Here is a 17816-nt window from a genome sequence, read left to right as displayed (position 1 = left end):
TTAAAGGCTCTTTTTTTATATCTAATTTTTAGAAACTATATTTTGCTAGCAGGTTGATACGTGAATAATCACCCTTGTCACCTGCAAAAGTTTCACGTTGACCGTAAGTATATTCTGCTCCTAAATCAATATTTTTAACTGGGTTCCAGATTAAATTGATTAAAGCGTTATAAATTTCTTTGTTATAGCTGGTATTGGTTAAATTGCTATTTGCATAGACATTATCATCTTTATATTGAATACCACCTACAGCAAAAGTAGAACGCAGAATAGGGCTCCATTTACGTTGATATCCAATTACTGCGCTATCGAATTCTCCTAAATTAATATCTTGTGTTGTTGTGTCATAGTTATAAGCCGAATTGCTATAAAGTAAATAACGGCCATCGCCTTTAACATGATAGTAATTAGCAACCACGCTATCTTGAGGCGTTAAATCATATTTACCACCAACACCAACACCCCAGCCAAATTTCTCTTCAGAAGTGCTATCTTTTGGAGCTACACGGTTTTCATGGGCAAGACCATGTAACTGTAATAGGCCTTTGTTATCCGTAGTTTTGAAATCATATCGTGCTGTTAAAGCAGGAAAACGGCTTCCACCGGCAGCATTACCAGCTTTTTCAACATCACCGCCTTCTAAGGCAACTAATATTTTTTGTTGTGCATTAATTGGCTGGGTGTATCTAACCTGTACTGTACGTGTAGTACCTGTACCAATAGCACCATTAAAATCTACTGTTTCTGGTGATGTATCTGTGTTTACAAAAGGTGAGGTCGTTTGACCAGCTAACCATTTTCCTAAAGACATATAGGCATGACGAACACGGAAAGTACCATTGCCATTATCTCCATTGCCACCCATGAAATCGGCTTCAATTTTACCTGTTAAATCTCCATATTGAGTTGGACGAGTAATATCTAAGCCAATTCGTGAAGTTGCTGCAGATACATTGAGTGAGTCTTGTTTTGGATCATCTTTATTCAGTGGATAATTGGCACCATTTGAAATACTGCCATTTGAACCTTTAAAGTCATAGGTTGCATCTGCGCGAACACTACCATAAAGCTTGACTTGAGTTTGCCCATCGGCCATAGCCATCCAACCTGGTTTTGATGCAGGGGGTGTAGGGGTGGCAGATGCTGCGGGAATTGTTGCTGGAGCAATGACAGTTAAAGCTGTTTTTTGTTGATCAGATAGTTTCTGGACGAGTTGTTTTAACTCCTTTACTTCATCACGTAAGGCGTTAACTTCAGCATCTGTAGCGGCATGCACAGGCATCGTCACGCTCATTGCACCTAAAGAACTCATTGCTAACACTAGTGTTTTGATCTTATTCACAGGAACTCCCCCGACATGGATAAAAATTTTCCTGCAAATACATAACAAAAATGATGCCAACTTTAAGAAACTTGAAAAATAGTCAAATTTTGATGATTACTTCCTTTTTAGCCTCAAATGGTAGTGAGAATAAGAATTTTGCATCGATAAATCAGATTTAAGCATAAAGCTGACTCTCTAAAATGAACCGCACATGACAGTACTTGCACGTTTAAAAGGCATAAAAGACTTAAGCTCTATAGAAGAAATATGGTTTTGTTGGCCATAAACCTTTGTATTTTCAATGCAGAGGTAGTGGTATAGGGTTATACTGTCTTCACTGTGAAATTCTGACTGGAGATAAGAGTGGAGTTAGATCGTTTTGATAAACAAATTCTAGAAATTTTGTCTCATGAAGACTTAAATTTGAATGAACTTTCAGAACGGATCAATCTGTCAGTCAGTTCTGTACATCGCCGTATTAAGCACCTGATTGAAGCCAACATCATGGGACAGCTCAAAAGGGAAATTAATTTTAGTAAGCTTGGTTTTACTTTACATATTTTATTGCAAGTTTCACTGAGTAAACATGATAGTGAAACATTTGATAAGTTTCTGTCTGAAATAGAAGCAATTCCAGAAGTAACTAATGCATTCTTGGTAACGGGGCAGAGTGCTGATTTTATTTTAGAGCTTGTAGCACGCAACATGGATGACTACAGTGAAATTTTATTAAGACGTATTGGAAAAATCGACAATGTAGTTGCTTTGCATTCTAGCTTTGTCATTAAAGAATATAATGTGTTTAATTGCTATAACTTGCTCAATAAACTATAAAAAAACGCACCATTTGGTGCGTTTTCTTTGATTCAAATGTTTGATTTAAGCATCAAGTTGAGCCAAAACCTCATCCGAGAATTCAACGTTAGTATAAACGTTTTGTACATCGTCAAGATCTTCAAACATATCAATCATTTTAAGAATTTGTTTTGCTTGGTCAACATCTGTAATTTCAGCTTTTGTAGATGGACTCATCACAACTTCTGCGTTATCAGATTTTAAACCTGCAGCAGTAAGGGCATCTTGTACTTCACCGAAAGTTTCAGGTGAAGTGATTACCAAAATTTCATCTTCTGAAACTTCAATATCTTCAGCGCCAGCTTCTAAAGCAACTTCCATGATTTTATCTTCTAAAGAAACATCTTCAAAAGTAATCTCACCACGTTTAGTAAATAGATAAGATACAGAACCCGCAGTTCCTAAGTTACCATTTGTTTTACTAAAACAGTGACGTACGTCTGGTACTGTACGGTTTAAGTTATCTGTCATTGTTTCAACAAGAACAGCAACCCCGCCAACACCATAACCTTCATAAGTTACTTCTTTTAGATCATCATTATCTTCACCACCAGCACCACGTTGGATAGCACGGTTAATGGTGTCACGTGTCATATTAACTGAGAGAGCTTTTTCAACTACTGCACGCAGACGAGGGTTGCTAGCAGGATCTCCACCACCAAGTTTGGCAGCAGTCACAATTTCACGAATATATTTAGTAAAAACCTTACCGCGACTTGCATCTTGTTTAGCTTTACGATGCTTAATATTGGCCCATTTAGAATGACCCGCCATGGACGTGAACTCCAAAAAAAGAAAATGCAAAAGTGCTGGAATATTAGCATAGGCTTGGTTTTGTTGAAAACTGTTGCCCTGCGTTTTGTTAGCCAATTGAATAAGAACAATAAGCTTAAGACCTAATGATTGAGATTAGGTCAAATCAAGTCCAATTTGATTTAGTTAATTTTTACATCTATACCAAATTGAGCGTACAGCTCTTTAATGGTTTCCAAGTCTTTTTGTAAATCAGTCGGGTAAATTTTACCTAAAATCCCACCTTGTTTACTTCGAGCATTGGCATACATTAAAACAATAGGAACATTGGCTGCTTTTGCAATATGCCAAAAACCTGTACGGATAGGCTTACGTTCAGAGCCATCTTTAGCACGTGTAGCTTCTGGAGCAATCACTAAGTTAAAAGTTTCATGGGTTTGAAATTGTTCAACCATTTGCGAAACGATATCTTTACTTGCTTTACGATCAACAGGAATGCCACCCAATTTTTCTAAAATTGGCTTAAGGGGGCCTTTGAAAAGTTCTTTCTTTATTAGAGTATGAATTTTGATGTCTAACATTTGGAAGAGGGCAATCGAGAGCACTGCATCTAGATTTGAGGTATGTTCAAAGCCAATAATAACTTGTTTTTTCTCAAGAATTTGTGGGTCTACATTGTAGGTCCAACCAACGGCTTTAAAGATAGAGTTACCTAGAAATTTTTTCATACATCAGTGCAAATTGATAAATTTTCAGGATTCTAATATGAGTTTGTAAAAAAGCCTAGAAAAATTATGAAAGCTAAAGTAGAGCACAAAAGTTAAGGATTATCTAAGTTCTAAAATACTTTAAAAGTTCTTTTTTCATTTTTCTCAAACTTCGTCTGAAAGTAATAAACCTAGATAATTTTAAAATTAAGATACTGGCTGTGGTATCTCTTCATTAATTAAATATTCAATATATTTCCAAATTTTTTCAGGGTTAATAAGGTTTTTATCTGTCGTTCCATCAATAATCATCCCATCAATAATAGAAATAATGATATGAACAAGGGGAGTTGGGTTTTCTATACCTAACTGAGTAAGTTTTTCATGTAACAGATTAGTCAACCATTTTGTATATTCATAAAATGGTTCACGAATTGAAGTATATTGTTTAGATACTTCAATAAATGCCTTTTTAAATAAACAGCCATTAAATGTTTCGCTATTGATCCATTCAATATACCAATTAAAAATAATATGAATTTGCTCAAGAGGACTAGCATCTTGATGTAAACTCAATTGTTCATTGATTGAGTTTTGAATATTTATATTTCGATGTTGCAAGCATTCCATAATTAAATTTTCCTTTGACGGAAAATATTTATAAAAAGTCATTTTTGCAACATTTGATTCAGCAATAATACGGTCAACACCAGTAGCATTGTACCCAATCTGATTAAATAAATTTAAAGCAGTATTTATAATATCTTCTTTTTTTGACATTACTATTCCATATAGTTAAAACTAATTATAACTTAATCTAAAATATTAAATTTTTAATACAAATTATGATAATAAAAAACTGATTTTGATTCAAGTTGAGATTGTGATAATGATTATCATTAATTGGAGTTTTTTAAATTTTTTATTTGATTTCGTACGATTTTAATTCTAATATTAATCAATGAAGGAACATATTTAAATATTAATTTAAGTCATTGTTTTTATAATAAAATATGTAAAAATCGATCATGCTTCAATAAGTTTAATGAGAGCGGATATGCCTAAGAAATTTGAGAATTTTAATAATCCTAGAAAGAAAGCACTCGCAGGGATGAAACAAAGCATTTCAGCTGAACTATGGGAAAAAAATTCAAAGTTTTTGACCCGATTAAGAGCAAAGATTGCGAAACATCCTGTATCTCATCATCCTGCAATCGATACTTTAAATAATGGCGAAATTAATAAAGAAGATTTAAAAAAAATTCATTTAGAGTATCGCCATGCAATTGTGCAAACTTTTACTGATGCATTGCTCATGGCTCAATTTCAAACTAAACAATTAGAGCCGAGATTGCATGCTGGTGCAAAAATGTTCCCGCGTTTTCTTTTAAGTTTAAATATTTTTGATGAATTTGGATTTCGGCCAGGATTAGATAAAGACGGCTACTATCAGGGAAATCCTGAATATGCTCATTATCCCTTATTTGAAGATATATTGAATGATTTTGGTATTACAGAACAAGATCGTCTAACTTATCATCCGACTGAAATTGCAGATCAGGTTAGAGTATTTTTAGAAAATGCTTATGATGACTATAAAGCTGTTTCAGCCTTATTAGCAGTCGCAGAGGAAGAAGTCATTCTATATAGTCCACCTTTACGTAGAGCAACTAAAGCAGTTGGTCTAGATGTGGAGGGTGGTGGTTATTATCATGTACATGGTATCTCTGAGGATGAAAGTGCCGAAGCAGCAGATGACGATCATGAAGAAGATTTATGGTATGTCTTGATGCAAGCTTGTACAGAAGAAGACTATAACTATATTGAAAAATTGTGCTTAGAGTATTGTGATTTATGGGAAAAGTTCTGGGATACACAATTAGAGAATTCTGAGCCAATGCGAAAGCAAATCTTGGCTTAATAGATGAAAGATGGATATTTAGTACGGAACGTAAGTGTATTTTAAAACATCTAAAATTTAGGGATAAAATAAATTTAAATTTTGAGTATTTTTTATAAGAGTAAAGCATATTCTATTTGGATATATATTAAAAAACCCCATAAACTTTTTGTTTATGAGGTTCGGTATTTGGTGGGCCCACACAGACTTGAACTGTGGACCAACGGATTATGAGTCCGCTGCTCTAACCAACTGAGCTATAGGCCCTATAAGTCAGAAAAGCTTTTAATCTCAATGCTTTTCAGTGCGTGCAATACTAATCAATTTTTTAATTAAACACAAGTCATTTTCTGAAGTAGACGCAAACTAAACCCAAAAATATTGTGTCTTATTGGTTAATATTTCAAGCGATAGTGATTCTAGCTTATGTGTAGTTCAAGAGTAAAGTGGGAGAAGTTATTTATCGATCAATTAGAATTTATTCCAACAATCTATTGTGACGATGACTTAATTGTATTTGTAGTTTGAGGCATTAATTTATATAAAATAAATTTTGTTTAAAATATAAGCAGGGATTGTAGATGTGCTGTTTGTGTGTTGTGAAAATATAGAATTAGAAAAATTTATTTAAGATAATATAAATGGAGATTAAAAATACTATATAAAAGTTTCAATATTTTCATATTGTAATTAAGCTTTAGATATATAATAAATCGTCTTTTAATTATATCTTTCGAAAAATAATAGTTGCAATAATTCTCTAAATAAGTTCTAGTCTATATAGTAAAGAACATAGACTAATAGGGCTAAATGACTTTAGAAAATAGCATCATTAATTTTTAGAGTAGGTCAAAATTTAAACTCAACTTAAAAAGTAAACACTGAGATATAAAGTTAGCAACTTTAATAATGAAACATAAAAGTAACGAATAAAGGGATTCAATATTTTTTGATGCAAATAGATTTAATTAAAATATAATACTTTTTCTTAAGGTGTTGTTGTGTTTTTCTAAAAAAAGCTGTTAAGGGCGGTAATAGAAATTTTTATCATTAAAATATCTTTCCTTCTCTAAAGTATTTTCTATATAAAACCTAAATTGTGATTGTCTTCACAACAATACAAATATTTGTATCTTATAAGCTTTATTCTTGACTAAAACACTTGGTTTTAATAAAGTATAAGTGTATTTTTTACAAAACAAAATATTATTGCTTAATCCTGAAATACAACAAGAGGCCTACTTTCTAAGTAGGCTTTTTGTTTTTAGTAGTATTTAGAGAGATGGTACAGAGTAATAAGCTTAAGCTTTAAATAAACTAGATTTAACAAGAATAAAAATTATAAAAAATCTTTAGACTTTCAGAACTATCCTATAAAGTTTTATAAATTTTCTTGAATAATTTGAATTAACTCTCTAGCTGCTTTAGGTAAAGGGCGGTCTTGGAGCCAAATTAAATAAATAGATAGAGGTAAATGATTTTTTGTATTTTTAAAATCTAAAAGGACTAAGTGACCTTGATCAATTTTATCTTGTACTAGTGATAACGGAAAATTTCCCCAACCAAGTCCAGCTTCAACCATATTAATTGCTGTTTGTAGGCTATTGGTTTTCCAGTACATTGCACCAATAATTGAACGGGGATCTTTCATTTCATGCTCACTACTCGCCACAACAATTTGTCTAATATTAATTAATTCCTCAATAGAAAACTGCTTTGTTCTATCTTGTAGAAGAGCGTGGTTAGAAGAAATCGTAGCCGCCACTGTTTCAGTCATTACCAATTGTAGATTCTCGCGCATTTTTATATTGAGGTCTGAACCCGCTAAGCAAAGACTGATTTGCTCCGTATAAAGTAAATTAACAATGTCGTCTTGGGGAGCAGTAATAACTTCTATGTTCAGTAAAGGGAATTTATCGGCTAGTTTCTTTATTGAATGGAATAATAATTTTGTATTTACATCAGAAACAACGCCAATACGCAATTTACTTTCAAGGCCTAAAGAAAGTTCATGTGCATGAGTGCTAAATAGCCTAAGTTGTTCAGAAATGATCCGTGCTTGAGGTTCCAAGGCTAATGCTGTGGCGGTTGGAATGACCTTTCGGGGAGTTCGTTCAAATAATGTGTAACCCAATTCTGCTTCTAAATTTGCAACGGCCATACTTACTGCTGAGGGGACTCGATTTAGTTTACGAGCAGCCGCAGAGAAAGAACCTGTATCGAGTACGGTTATGAAAAGTTCAATATTTTCACTGTTAAAATTCATTTTGATATCAGCTGAATTGAAAGCTATTAACTTTATATATGATTTTGACTGAAATTAAAATATAAGGAATTAAGCAGAGTTTAGTGATTATGCAAGGTATAAAGCGTCGAATTGTATATGTTTCTTTCTATGAAATAATCGGAATGGTTATTTCATCAGTAGGGTTAGCGATTTTGGCAGGTGATAGTGTTGAACATACAGGGCCACTATCTGTCATGATTACGACCATCGCTGTAACTTGGAATTTTATCTACAATATTTTATATGAGAAATGGGAAGCTAAACAAAGCAGTCATATCCGTACAGTTAAGCGTAGAGTTGGACATGCCATCGGTTTTCAGCTTACTTTGGTTCTATTTTTAATTCCTCTTATTTCATGGTGGATGGATATTTCCCTGATTGCTGCTTTTGGGTTAGATGTGGCCTTTATTATCATTATTCCTATCTATACTTTTATATTTAATTGGAGCTTTGATAAGTTATTTGGATTGCCTATTTCAGCACAGGCTAAAGCGCTAGCAGAATAACTGTAAAATCATTTTAATTTTAATAAGCTATCAAGGTGATCGACTTTGATAGCTTATCTAGTTCAATTATTTAATTTGATCAATCACTAATTGTTTTGAAAACTTGAGTTGAGCTTTCTTGGCGAAAATGTAGTAAATCAATGCAGTAGAGATAAGTCCTACAAGCCATGATAAATCGATTCCTCCTAACATTGCCGCAATTTGTCCGGTATAAAATTTACTATCAATAAATGGTAATTGAATCAAAATACCTAGAAAGTAGCAGGTAATACCAATCCGATTCCAACGGCCATACTTACCATTTGGATCATACAGTGCATCTACATCACATTCTTCTTTAGAGATAAAGTAGTAATCAACAAGATTAATGGCACTCCACGGAATAAAAAAGGTAAGCAAAAACAAAATAAATGCTTTAAAGGCGCTTAAAAAAGTATGTTCACCTATAATTGCAATAAAGGTTGAGACTACAACCATAGCAAGGACAATCAGTAATCTTGTTATTTTTGAGATTTGATTTGTCGATTTGAAACTATTCCAAATCGTAGCAATACACATAAAACTGCCATAGGCATTTAAGGTCGTTAGAGTAACTTTCCCAAAAGCGATACTAAAATATAGAAAGGTTACGACAAGGGCAATTGGGTTCATACCCACAACATATTGAACTTCATTTCCGACAAAATTGCCGTTTGCAACCTGAGCGATTAAAACGCCTAAGCTCATAGAAATTTGTGAGCCAATTAAAGAACCTAAGCCGACAGCCCAAAAAACACGAGATGAAGATGTTTTAGTTGGAAGATATCGAGAATAATCTGCAACGTAGGGACCAAAAGAGATTTGCCAAGAAGCAGAAAGGGAAACTGCTAACAAGAATGAAGACCAGCTGAAATGACGTACTGCTAGGAGTTCAGAAAAATCAGAAAGTGCGAAGATCTGAGTCAAAATAATCACAAAAGCAATCAAACCAATAATACTGGCTACTTTGCCTACCAAATGGATTAAACGGTATCCAATCGTTGCGAATAAAATGATTAAACTTGCATAAATTAAGATACCAGTTGTATTGCTGACATGTGCCAAATGTGCAATTGCTTTACCCGCTAATACCTCTCCAGTTGCGGTAAAACCAATATACATAAGGCAAACGAGTATGATTGGAATACAAGCGCCATAAACCCCAAATTGCACACGGCTTGAAATCATTTGAGGGAGACCAAGTTTAGGACCTTGGGCAGCATGCAGTGCCATGACGGCAGCACCAAAACATTGTCCTACTAATAAGCCGATAATAGACCAAAAAACATCTCCGCCTAACACAACGGCTAGCGCGCCTGTCACAATGGCTGTGATTTGTAAGTTGGCACCGAACCATAGGGTGAATTGAGCAAATACCCCGCCATGTCTTTCATTTTCAGGAATAAAATCAATACTTCGATTTTCTATAAAACTACTGTTAGGTTTCCCAGCCGATGAGTCCATTTCACTCTCCTTATCCTTTAAGAACCATCCTATTCTTATTTATTCATATTTGTATAAGCAAATATAAACATGTATATACAAGTAATTTTAAGAAGAATCAAATATTTTTGAAGTATTGGACGTTAAAATTGAGTTAAATAATTCATAGATAAGTAGAAAAAGTATTTGACTAATTTTATTTTTTAAAATTTAAATGATAAAAAAATAATATATGAAAAAGCCCTCTGCAGAGGGCTCTATTTTATGCATTTGCGTCTAAAACTAGTTGGAAATAAGTGGGAAGTTCAGAAAATTGTACCAGTTGGGTCTTATCTTCTTGCTTAAAATAATACTGATAATTTGGAGTGTCTAAATGGTTATCTAGATATTGGGTTGCATCTGTAAACTGTGCTTTTGCAATCGGCTTATCTTTCTTGCATTTAATAATAACAGGATTTACGGAGTTTAATTTTACAGGAACGCCATTTTCAAATTTAGCAGTTTCAATCAATAAGGAAATTTTGAAATCTCCGAAGGTTACACAGAAGTGACCTCCATTTTCAGTCTTAATTTCTCGGTCAGAGAAAAGATCTTTAAATAAATTCTTTAGGGATTCTCTGTGTTTATCTAAAGCAACTTGAAATTCATGATCACGTTGCTTGATCTTTTCTTGCTCTTCTTGTAGCAATTTGGCTTGCTTTTCAATTGTTGTAAAATCCAGCTTCATTTTAATATCTCCTTTGGTTGTTTTAAAACTATATATGGCAATCTTTTATTAAGTTTTAAAGAAACATACAGTATTTGTTACAACGGAATAATTAAGATGAGCTTTTGTATAAACCATCACAATTGTAAAAAAATATTTTGAAAATATAAGAATTTAAAGAAATTGTTGAGGAATAATTTATATATTTGAAATGCTGCTACATATTAAGAATAGATTTTTAATGTAGCAGCATATTTCTTATTTTGTACAATGTTTTGCCATAAGTGGAGTGCTTTTAATTTTAAAAAAACCTCCGCTACTCATTACACCAAGCATCACTAAAACTGTTCCTACTAACTGCCAGATATTGAGGGCTTGTCCAGTAAGTAGAGCAATTATCATACTGAACACTGGCACAAAGTTAAAAAAGACAGAAGCACGACCAGCACCTAACTTTTGTATACCATTAAACCAGAATAAATAAGCAATCATGGTAGAGCAGATAACAACATATCCCATGGCTAAATGTGCATTTAAAGGTGCAGATGCAATTGCTGTAAGAGGATCTTCAAATATCACACTCAACAAACCAAGTGTTATTGCCCCGAACAACATAGAAAAAGTTGTTGTTTCTAAGGGAGTAGCATTTTTTACATAACGGCGAGACAGTACATTTGCTAAGCAAAATCCAAATGCGCCCAATAATATAAATAGATCTCCAATGTCTATTTTGAGGTGCAGCAAAGTCGTTATATGTCCCTGACTAATCACCAGTAACACGCCACTTAAGCCAAATAAAACGCCTAAGAATTTATTCGTAGTAAGTTTTTCACCATCTAAAAGGATTGTCATTAATAGAGTCATTAATGGCGTGGTTGCCATAATCAAAGCACCGTTAACAGCTGATGTGGTTTGAAGTCCATAAAAACAGCCGATGTTGAAACCCGCAATTCCGATAATACCAATAATCAAATAGATTACTAGATTCTGTCTTAAGGTTGCCCATCTAAGCTGGCGTGTTATTGAAAAGATTAAGAGTAAGCCTAGACTTGCAATAAAAAAACGTTCAGACGCAGCAGATAACGGGGGCATATGTTGAATAATATAAGACATTGCATTAAATGCTGATCCCCAAAAAAACATCGTTAAGACAACACCAGCATAGGCATAAGCCACCGTTCTGTTCATGGACAGGCTCCCATTAAGAAAGGTTTTATTCTCGACAAATCTATAAAGGTGTACAATTCCATATTAATACACTTCTAATGTGAAAATTTGCACAATGATTGATTGGGAAAATTTGCATTACTTTTCAGTTTTTACCGAAGAAAAGTCTCTTTCCGCTGCTGCCAGAAAATTGGGAGTAGACCATGCAACCGTGTCTAGAAGAATTGCCCAGCTAGAACAAAATTTAAAACTTAAATTAGTTGATCGTAGGCCACGGACATACATTCTGACTCCTGATGGGGAACGTCTTGCACAAGTAGTTGCTCGTATGATGGAAGAAACTTTTTCTATTGAACGTTTAACACAAGCAGGTCAGCAAGAAGTAATAGGAAGTGTTTCTATTAGTATGCCCCCTTTAACTGCTGCACATCTCATCATGCCCCATTTGTGTAAATTTTATCGCCATTATCCGCAATTAAAATTACGGGTGCTCGGTGATGTTCATTATGTTTCTTTACAGCATAGTGAGGCTGATATTGCGGTACGATTTGGACGTCCCAAAGATGAAAATTTAGTTGCTCGAAAAGTAGGTGAAATACCTTTTGGAATATATGCAGGTCCAAATTATTTAGCTTCAACAGATCCTGAAAATTATGATTGGATTAGTGTAGAAGTGGGGGGAGTGCATGGTCAAAAACAGCAAAAGTTAAAAGAAAGGTTAAATCATAAAGAACCTATAATGGTTACTAATAATCCCGAGTTACAGTGGAGAGCTGCATGTGGGGAAATTGGTTTAGCGGTCTTACCAGATTTTTTAGGAGCTCTTAGTAATTTGGTCAGATTACAAGATGATTATCCGATGAGTGCTGAAATATGGTTAGTCACACACGAAGATTTACGGCATAGCCCTGCAATACGTGCAGTAATGGATTTTCTAGTAAGCTGCTTCGAGCCTTTCAAAATATAAATTTTCTTTAATAAACAAGGTGAATATAGATAATTATATCAAAGTGGTTTTCATCTAGTTATCAGAAAAAAAGCCTGCATCTTCACGTGCCTGTTTTAAAGCTAAAATAAAAGATATTAGTAAAAGTAGTCCTATGAGGAAAAGAAAAAGATCAATTTTACTGATCGCGTAACCTATACTTATAGCTCCTAGACTTAGTAAAACAATACATAATATTTTCCAAAAAATGAGCATGTTACGTTCTGATAAAAGCCTAAGAATATTGTTTGTAATTGAAGGGGATTTCTAAATTTATTTATGTTTTTTTTATTATAGATTATGTAATTCTTTATAATTCTATAAAATTCGTTTTTTATTAAGCTTTTGAAAAATAAAATAAATTATTTTTAGGTCATGTATATCGATTTCTTTCTTTTTTCTTAAAATTAAGTTTTTATTAATTAATAGAATGATAATTCTTTAGAAACACTATAAAATAGGAATGTAAAAAATAAATTTAATTTTTTAAATAATATAAAACAATAGCTTACTGTGATTATTTAAATTTTTGTTAAAAAAAAGACTTGATTTTTAAGCTAAATTTTGGAATTATAGTTATGCAAATTGTGATCTATTTCCCACAATTTGTATTTCAGGTTAAGTGGTATATCACTAATGCTCATTTGCTATTTTTGCTTATGAGCATTTTTTTATGTGACTTTTTAATATAACTACAAAATTTTTGAATCGTTAAATTTTAAGATTATTTAGCTGAGCTAAGCTTAATTATTTTTAATAAATTTTTAGAGACAAATTAATCATATTGAATAGTTACAGTTGCTGTTGCCGTAACCTCACCCGCGCTTACATTAGCCGCTGTTTGATAGTAACGAGCAGTTAAGGGAATATCGTACTCTATAGTCTGATTAGAGCTGACTGTGCCTATATTTTGTTTTATTGTTTTTTGAATTGGGGTAGTGGCACCATTCATATTCCATAATAGTTCTACACCGACACCATTGGCTTTGGTTGAGTTTGATGCACTATTATTAATGACCTGATTATTTGTGGGATCAGAATTATAGTCAAAACTTAAGCTGATGGTGTTACTTGTTGCTATACCCGAGTTGTTTTCACCGCCATTACATAAAATCGATAGATTAAAACTCTGCTCACCTTGTGTTGAACCAATCGCTTTAAAACCTGACTTTGTAACAGTCGGGAGTTGAATAGGTATATCTACACCATTTTGAATTTCACACGATGAAGACGCGATCAGAATAGGAGCATTACTTAATACTGTAGTAGTTAAAAATGGTCGGTTTTGTTGACCTGATACATAATAGGTGCTGTAACGTCCTGCTACTAATGCTCCTGAACCTGTGGTCATGGATGTTTTAATAACTTCCATAACAAAATATCCTGGTGAAAGGGTATATGCAGTATTTGGGGTTAAAGTACGTCTATATGGATAATACCCAGAAAAATCTGAAGCATCTGCTGCTTCACGATAAAGACGAATACCAATACCGGGAATATTGGTTGCATATACATTATTACCTATTGGGCTAACTGGATAATTTAAGGGGAGAGCCGCAATAATTTGATCACTAGCACGACTACATGTTGCAGTGGAATTATTGGGAGAAATTGTAAAAGTATTCCTTTGTAAGATAGTCCCTATAGGGTCAGTCGGCTTTACGACGATTTTACCAATGTTCATCGGGATATCGACGGTGGTAAATCCCTTACTTAAATTACAATTTGCATTTGTATGGCTATAAGCAAATAGACTCACTGCCAAAAATCCAATTTTTTTTAAAATCTTATTCATTTACAGACTGCCTTTGTCATAATAATTGATTGATTGTTATGCTTTATTTGATCCGTGATATCGTATTCAAGTTCGCATTTTTCAGTACTCCTTTCTCCCCATTTCACATATAAAAGGTCATGGGTTAAGGGGGTTCGTAAATAAATACGGTTGCCTTGCGCAACAATACCTATCACTTCGTTATTTTGGTTATATACCTGTGCGGCAAAAGGTAAATGTGAGCCATCTAAAGTGGTTGGGCTGATAAAAAGTGCGTAACCTTTTTTTGTTGTGAATTGAACTTTAGTGATTGAGCCTGCATAGGGAGCAATACGTAAGCTACTTTCAGCTAGCTCAACCTGTGTGGACATGTTTTGCGGATCAAGGCTAATGTCATTCATATGGTAAGGCGTAACATAGGGGATAACCGCATATCCATTTTTGTTTATGCTGAGGCCTGGTGTATTACCGACTTGTGCTCCTGTTGCATCTGGTGCATAAACTAAAACCATTGTTTGAGCTTGATCTGGACCAAACAGAATTCCTTGGGGGTGAGCAACGATATTGCCACTCAAGTTAAGCATTTCTTGTTGATATGAGTCAGCGTAACTAAATGAAGCACCTAATGTTGTGTAGTTTGTCTTATAGTTGCCATTGATATTGAGATTCGTTTGACCATGGTTTTGACTGGAAATTGATGCGCCGTAATTCAACCGGTTTCCTGTAAAACCGCTAAAACTCAGAATTTGGCTATCTTCACTTATAAGACTATTAAAATTTAAAGAGCTTTTCTTAAAATCTAAGGGGAAGGATAGAGAAATGAGGTATTGAGTATCTTGGTTAGCTCGCCCACCAGCTTCAATAGTTTCACTATTAATTGCAGAGAAACTATAAGTTAAATCTTTAAATTGGTTGCTATAGCCTAATTGGAATTGCTTATTAGTAGTAGGCTGGTTCCAATAGTTTGTCCACGAACCTATTAAATAGAAATTTCCCCATTGATTTGGAAGAACTTGATTTAAATTAATCTGGAATTCACTTTTTTGCTTACCTACCGAAAAACTATCAATATTTTGCTCTTGTAAGTCCCGAATTAAAATTGCATCACGTAGCTTGAGATAGTTTTGTGTTGAATAACGATAAGTTGCTAGTGTTAGGTTAGTATGTGTTGGAGAAAATAATTTATTGTAACTTAGACGATAACTTTGCCCTGTCATTTTAGGTTGATGGGAAAAATTGGTATTTGAATGTGTTGCATCAAAAGAAATAGCGCCAATAGGCGTTGAAAAAGCTGTACCTAACAATACAGAGAAATACTGCTGCGTTCCTTGAATTGCGCTATAAGTTGTAAGGTAATTGTTGATTCCGCGTTGATATTTACCCTGTATTAGCCATGGAGTTAACTTAATGTTTGGGTCTCGAAATTGTCCTAAGGTGAATGAATATCGGCTCATTTGAGGACGTAGCATTTCAATTACAGAAGCATATGGAATAGAATATTTTTGAACTACTCCATTAGATTCAAGTACCGAAACTTGTAACTCACCTCCAAATCCTGTGGGATAGAGATCATTAATTTCAAAGTTCCCAGGTGGAACGGTGGTCTGGTAAATTAAATTACCTTGTTGTCTAACTTCGACTTTTGCATTGGTTTTGGCATAACCTCGAACTCTTGGAGCATAACCGAGCATGCTATTTGGAAGCATTCGGTCATCACTTGAAATATTCATTCCACGATAGGGCAAAGAGTCAATAAAATCGCTATTAGTAAAATAATCTCCTAAAGTAACAACACCATGGATATCGGAAAATGCCTTTTGTACATATGTATTTGTCGAGGTATAAGAAGAATTATTAGATTGAGAATTAGATTGGCTTTGCCATTTCCATTGTCCATTATGGCGAAACTGCCAACTTGCTAAATTTGCTCCAAGATTGGTTCCCATAAAAGCATAACTATTTTCATGTTGTTCATTGACTATTCGATATGCTGTGGCGTTATAGCTTAAAAAAGCTGCATTAATACCGCGATCCCACAAATGTGGATCGATATAGCCTTGCGGATTTTTTTCTAAGACGACTTGCGGGATCGAAATATCAATTCTTAAACGGGAACTATCAAATACATAAAAAGCACTATCTATCCATGAAGCGAGAACTTTACATGAAAGAGATGAATTAGAGTCATGTTGACTTAGAACATCAGCTTTTACGCCATATTCAAGCAACGTGGCTTCTGTAAAACATGTTTCAGCATTTGTGTTAGGAGCTGAGGCAGTAAATCGCATACGCCGTTTACCCAGCCATTGACCATTAATATAAACATCTAAGCTATATTCACCAGGCAAGATCGGGTTGCCGTATTTGAAACGAGCTATATCAATTTTTTGTGCATTACCTACTAAGAAATTGCTATCAAATTCAGCCTTTGTAAAATGTGGAACATCACTAGTATTTTCAGCATATATAGCCATAGGCATGAATAGCGTAATACTTGAGACGACATGCCAAGTAAAGGGGCTTTTTAAACATATATAAGGTATAAACCATTTAGACATAGTTCTAGAGCCTATTCATGATAGGTTTTAAATTTTTTTTAAGTAATACAATGAGGTTAGAATTTTATTGGGTGCTCAACTCGTCCACCGTAATCATTGATATACACAAAGCTCATAACTGCTAAGTTTTTATTTTTTAGTTTAATTTTATCCTCTGAATAAGGGGCAATCATTAAGCCTTGTTGCAATAAGTCTGTTTTATGGCCTTCACTTCCTTGAAAAATGGAGGTAATGGTAAGAAAAAAAGGTGTCGGATTTTTTATCATTAGATATTGATCATTTATTTTCCACTCGACTTTGTCACTTAGTTGATCAATATTTTCTTTTAGATCTATAGGGCGGTAAAAAAATTTAATTCGCGAACGAACAGCGAGTTGCAAAAAATTGTTAGAGGTTGTTGTGGTTTGACCTTGTTGAGTTCTCCCTTCAGGTTTAGGAGGGATATCTAAAACATTAAGCCAAAAAATAGATTCTTGTTGTTGGCTTAGTTGAGATGTAGTAGGCAACGCTGTAATCCTTAAGGTTTGCCCCTTAGTTGCTTCTACTCTTGAAATTGGTGGAGTAATAATGAAAGGTACATTTGTTTCATCTGGTGTTGACTTTGCATTTCCATCATCGATCCATGCTTGAGCAAGAGACGGGGCCGTGCCGTTATTACTCAGTTGTAATGTGATCTCACGGGCATTTGAAGGATAAATGACACGAGTACCATGTAAAACAATCTCAGCATGACCTGTAGTAGTGAGCGCTACTTGCAGACAAACTAATCCCCAAAAAAATTTACGACCACGAAAAAGCATCAGTCATATTCTCAATAACAAATAATAGGAAGG

At 34.1% G+C, this 17816-nt stretch carries 16 protein-coding genes and 1 tRNA gene; 4 read left to right on the top strand and 13 right to left on the bottom strand.

Translation table 11 applies throughout. The features are described from left to right. Positions 1-28: 28 nt before the first annotated feature. A complete protein-coding gene (locus AAC388_RS10335; protein ID WP_342370550.1) occupies positions 29-1342 on the bottom strand; it encodes a DcaP family trimeric outer membrane transporter in 1314 nt (437 codons plus the stop codon). Between the two features lie 345 nt (positions 1343-1687). On the opposite strand from AAC388_RS10335, the gene AAC388_RS10330 reads away from it, so the two are divergent. Continuing rightward, positions 1688-2158 (top strand): Lrp/AsnC family transcriptional regulator, encoded by a 471-nt coding sequence (locus AAC388_RS10330; protein WP_002050132.1) that lies wholly within the window; start codon positions 1688-1690, stop codon positions 2156-2158. A 45-nt stretch (positions 2159-2203) separates the two neighbouring features. Here the strand turns inward: AAC388_RS10330 and AAC388_RS10325 are convergent, their stop codons facing one another. From AAC388_RS10325 to AAC388_RS10315, 3 genes are all read right to left on the bottom strand, one after another. Next, a complete protein-coding gene (locus tag AAC388_RS10325; RefSeq protein WP_002114471.1) occupies positions 2204-2953 on the bottom strand; it encodes a YebC/PmpR family DNA-binding transcriptional regulator in 750 nt (249 codons plus the stop codon). Positions 2954-3114: 161 nt separating this feature from the next. Continuing rightward, complete coding sequence (locus tag AAC388_RS10320; RefSeq protein WP_002114566.1) at positions 3115-3660, bottom strand: 1-acyl-sn-glycerol-3-phosphate acyltransferase; 546 nt, start codon at positions 3658-3660, stop codon at positions 3115-3117. A gap of 186 nt (positions 3661-3846) precedes the next feature. Continuing rightward, entirely contained in the window at positions 3847-4419 is a 573-nt protein-coding gene (locus AAC388_RS10315; RefSeq protein WP_005076373.1) for a TetR/AcrR family transcriptional regulator, read from the bottom strand. A 277-nt stretch (positions 4420-4696) separates the two neighbouring features. Here AAC388_RS10315 and AAC388_RS10310 point away from each other — a divergent pair, with 277 nt between their 5' ends. Further along, on the top strand, positions 4697-5560 hold the full coding sequence (locus AAC388_RS10310; protein ID WP_005076370.1) for an iron-containing redox enzyme family protein: 864 nt from the start codon (positions 4697-4699) through the stop codon (positions 5558-5560). A gap of 169 nt (positions 5561-5729) precedes the next feature. Here the strand turns inward: AAC388_RS10310 and AAC388_RS10305 are convergent. Both AAC388_RS10305 and AAC388_RS10300 read right to left on the bottom strand, forming a co-directional pair. After that, positions 5730-5806, bottom strand: a tRNA-Ile gene (locus AAC388_RS10305). A 1114-nt stretch (positions 5807-6920) separates the two neighbouring features. Beyond that, positions 6921-7805, bottom strand: a complete 885-nt coding sequence (locus tag AAC388_RS10300; protein ID WP_342370549.1) for a LysR family transcriptional regulator — start codon at positions 7803-7805, stop codon at positions 6921-6923. Between the two features lie 89 nt (positions 7806-7894). Here AAC388_RS10300 and AAC388_RS10295 point away from each other — a divergent pair, with 89 nt between their 5' ends. After that, entirely contained in the window at positions 7895-8332 is a 438-nt protein-coding gene (locus tag AAC388_RS10295; RefSeq protein ID WP_342371572.1) for a PACE efflux transporter, read from the top strand. 66 nt (positions 8333-8398) lie between these two features. Here the strand turns inward: AAC388_RS10295 and AAC388_RS10290 are convergent, their stop codons facing one another. The 3 genes from AAC388_RS10290 to AAC388_RS10280 all read right to left on the bottom strand — a co-directional run bounded on the left by AAC388_RS10290 (position 8399) and on the right by AAC388_RS10280 (position 11687). After that, on the bottom strand, positions 8399-9814 hold the full coding sequence (locus AAC388_RS10290; protein ID WP_032034789.1) for a cytosine permease: 1416 nt from the start codon (positions 9812-9814) through the stop codon (positions 8399-8401). 241 nt (positions 9815-10055) lie between these two features. Further along, complete coding sequence (locus AAC388_RS10285; protein WP_342370548.1) at positions 10056-10520, bottom strand: hypothetical protein; 465 nt, start codon at positions 10518-10520, stop codon at positions 10056-10058. Positions 10521-10757: 237 nt separating this feature from the next. Further along, positions 10758-11687, bottom strand: a complete 930-nt coding sequence (locus tag AAC388_RS10280) for a DMT family transporter (RefSeq protein WP_342370547.1) — start codon at positions 11685-11687, stop codon at positions 10758-10760. 94 nt (positions 11688-11781) lie between these two features. On the opposite strand from AAC388_RS10280, the gene AAC388_RS10275 reads away from it, so the two are divergent. Next, positions 11782-12633: a LysR family transcriptional regulator gene (locus AAC388_RS10275; protein WP_282463093.1), complete on the top strand. Its 852-nt coding sequence runs from the start codon at positions 11782-11784 to the stop codon at positions 12631-12633. A gap of 54 nt (positions 12634-12687) precedes the next feature. Here AAC388_RS10275 and AAC388_RS10270 read toward each other — a convergent pair whose 3' ends face one another. The 4 genes from AAC388_RS10270 to AAC388_RS10255 form a co-directional block, all read right to left on the bottom strand. Next, the gene (locus AAC388_RS10270; protein WP_057070710.1) at positions 12688-12867 is read right to left on the bottom strand and encodes a hypothetical protein; all 180 of its coding nucleotides are present in this window, start codon (positions 12865-12867) and stop codon (positions 12688-12690) included. Between the two features lie 559 nt (positions 12868-13426). Next, a complete protein-coding gene (locus AAC388_RS10265; RefSeq protein ID WP_032003489.1) occupies positions 13427-14446 on the bottom strand; it encodes a fimbrial protein in 1020 nt (339 codons plus the stop codon). Beyond that, complete coding sequence (locus tag AAC388_RS10260; RefSeq protein ID WP_342371571.1) at positions 14443-16899, bottom strand: fimbria/pilus outer membrane usher protein; 2457 nt, start codon at positions 16897-16899, stop codon at positions 14443-14445. The genes AAC388_RS10265 and AAC388_RS10260 overlap by 4 nt, the downstream gene beginning before the upstream one ends. A gap of 140 nt (positions 16900-17039) precedes the next feature. Next, complete coding sequence (locus tag AAC388_RS10255) at positions 17040-17783, bottom strand: fimbria/pilus periplasmic chaperone (RefSeq protein ID WP_342370546.1); 744 nt, start codon at positions 17781-17783, stop codon at positions 17040-17042. Between the last annotated feature and the right edge of the window lie 33 nt (positions 17784-17816).

The organism is Acinetobacter sp. D009, assembly GCF_038562025.1.
Taxonomy (GTDB): Bacteria; Pseudomonadota; Gammaproteobacteria; order Pseudomonadales; family Moraxellaceae; genus Acinetobacter; species Acinetobacter pittii.
The sequence above is the reverse complement of the archived record's forward strand: the minus strand, read 5'-3'. Positions and strand labels throughout refer to the sequence as shown.

Coding starts and splice junctions, on each gene's coding strand:
- AAC388_RS10290 (WP_032034789.1), bottom strand. CDS start 9,814: ATGGACTCATCGGCTGGGAAACCTAACAGTAGTTTTATAGAAAATCGA.
- AAC388_RS10325 (WP_002114471.1), bottom strand. CDS start 2,953: ATGGCGGGTCATTCTAAATGGGCCAATATTAAGCATCGTAAAGCTAAA.
- AAC388_RS10280 (WP_342370547.1), bottom strand. CDS start 11,687: ATGAACAGAACGGTGGCTTATGCCTATGCTGGTGTTGTCTTAACGATG.
- AAC388_RS10285 (WP_342370548.1), bottom strand. CDS start 10,520: ATGAAGCTGGATTTTACAACAATTGAAAAGCAAGCCAAATTGCTACAA.
- AAC388_RS10310 (WP_005076370.1), top strand. CDS start 4,697: ATGCCTAAGAAATTTGAGAATTTTAATAATCCTAGAAAGAAAGCACTC.
- AAC388_RS10300 (WP_342370549.1), bottom strand. CDS start 7,805: ATGAATTTTAACAGTGAAAATATTGAACTTTTCATAACCGTACTCGAT.
- AAC388_RS10265 (WP_032003489.1), bottom strand. CDS start 14,446: ATGAATAAGATTTTAAAAAAAATTGGATTTTTGGCAGTGAGTCTATTT.
- AAC388_RS10275 (WP_282463093.1), top strand. CDS start 11,782: ATGATTGATTGGGAAAATTTGCATTACTTTTCAGTTTTTACCGAAGAA.
- AAC388_RS10320 (WP_002114566.1), bottom strand. CDS start 3,660: ATGAAAAAATTTCTAGGTAACTCTATCTTTAAAGCCGTTGGTTGGACC.
- AAC388_RS10270 (WP_057070710.1), bottom strand. CDS start 12,867: ATGCTCATTTTTTGGAAAATATTATGTATTGTTTTACTAAGTCTAGGA.
- AAC388_RS10255 (WP_342370546.1), bottom strand. CDS start 17,783: ATGCTTTTTCGTGGTCGTAAATTTTTTTGGGGATTAGTTTGTCTGCAA.
- AAC388_RS10260 (WP_342371571.1), bottom strand. CDS start 16,899: ATGGCTATATATGCTGAAAATACTAGTGATGTTCCACATTTTACAAAG.
- AAC388_RS10295 (WP_342371572.1), top strand. CDS start 7,895: ATGCAAGGTATAAAGCGTCGAATTGTATATGTTTCTTTCTATGAAATA.
- AAC388_RS10315 (WP_005076373.1), bottom strand. CDS start 4,419: ATGTCAAAAAAAGAAGATATTATAAATACTGCTTTAAATTTATTTAAT.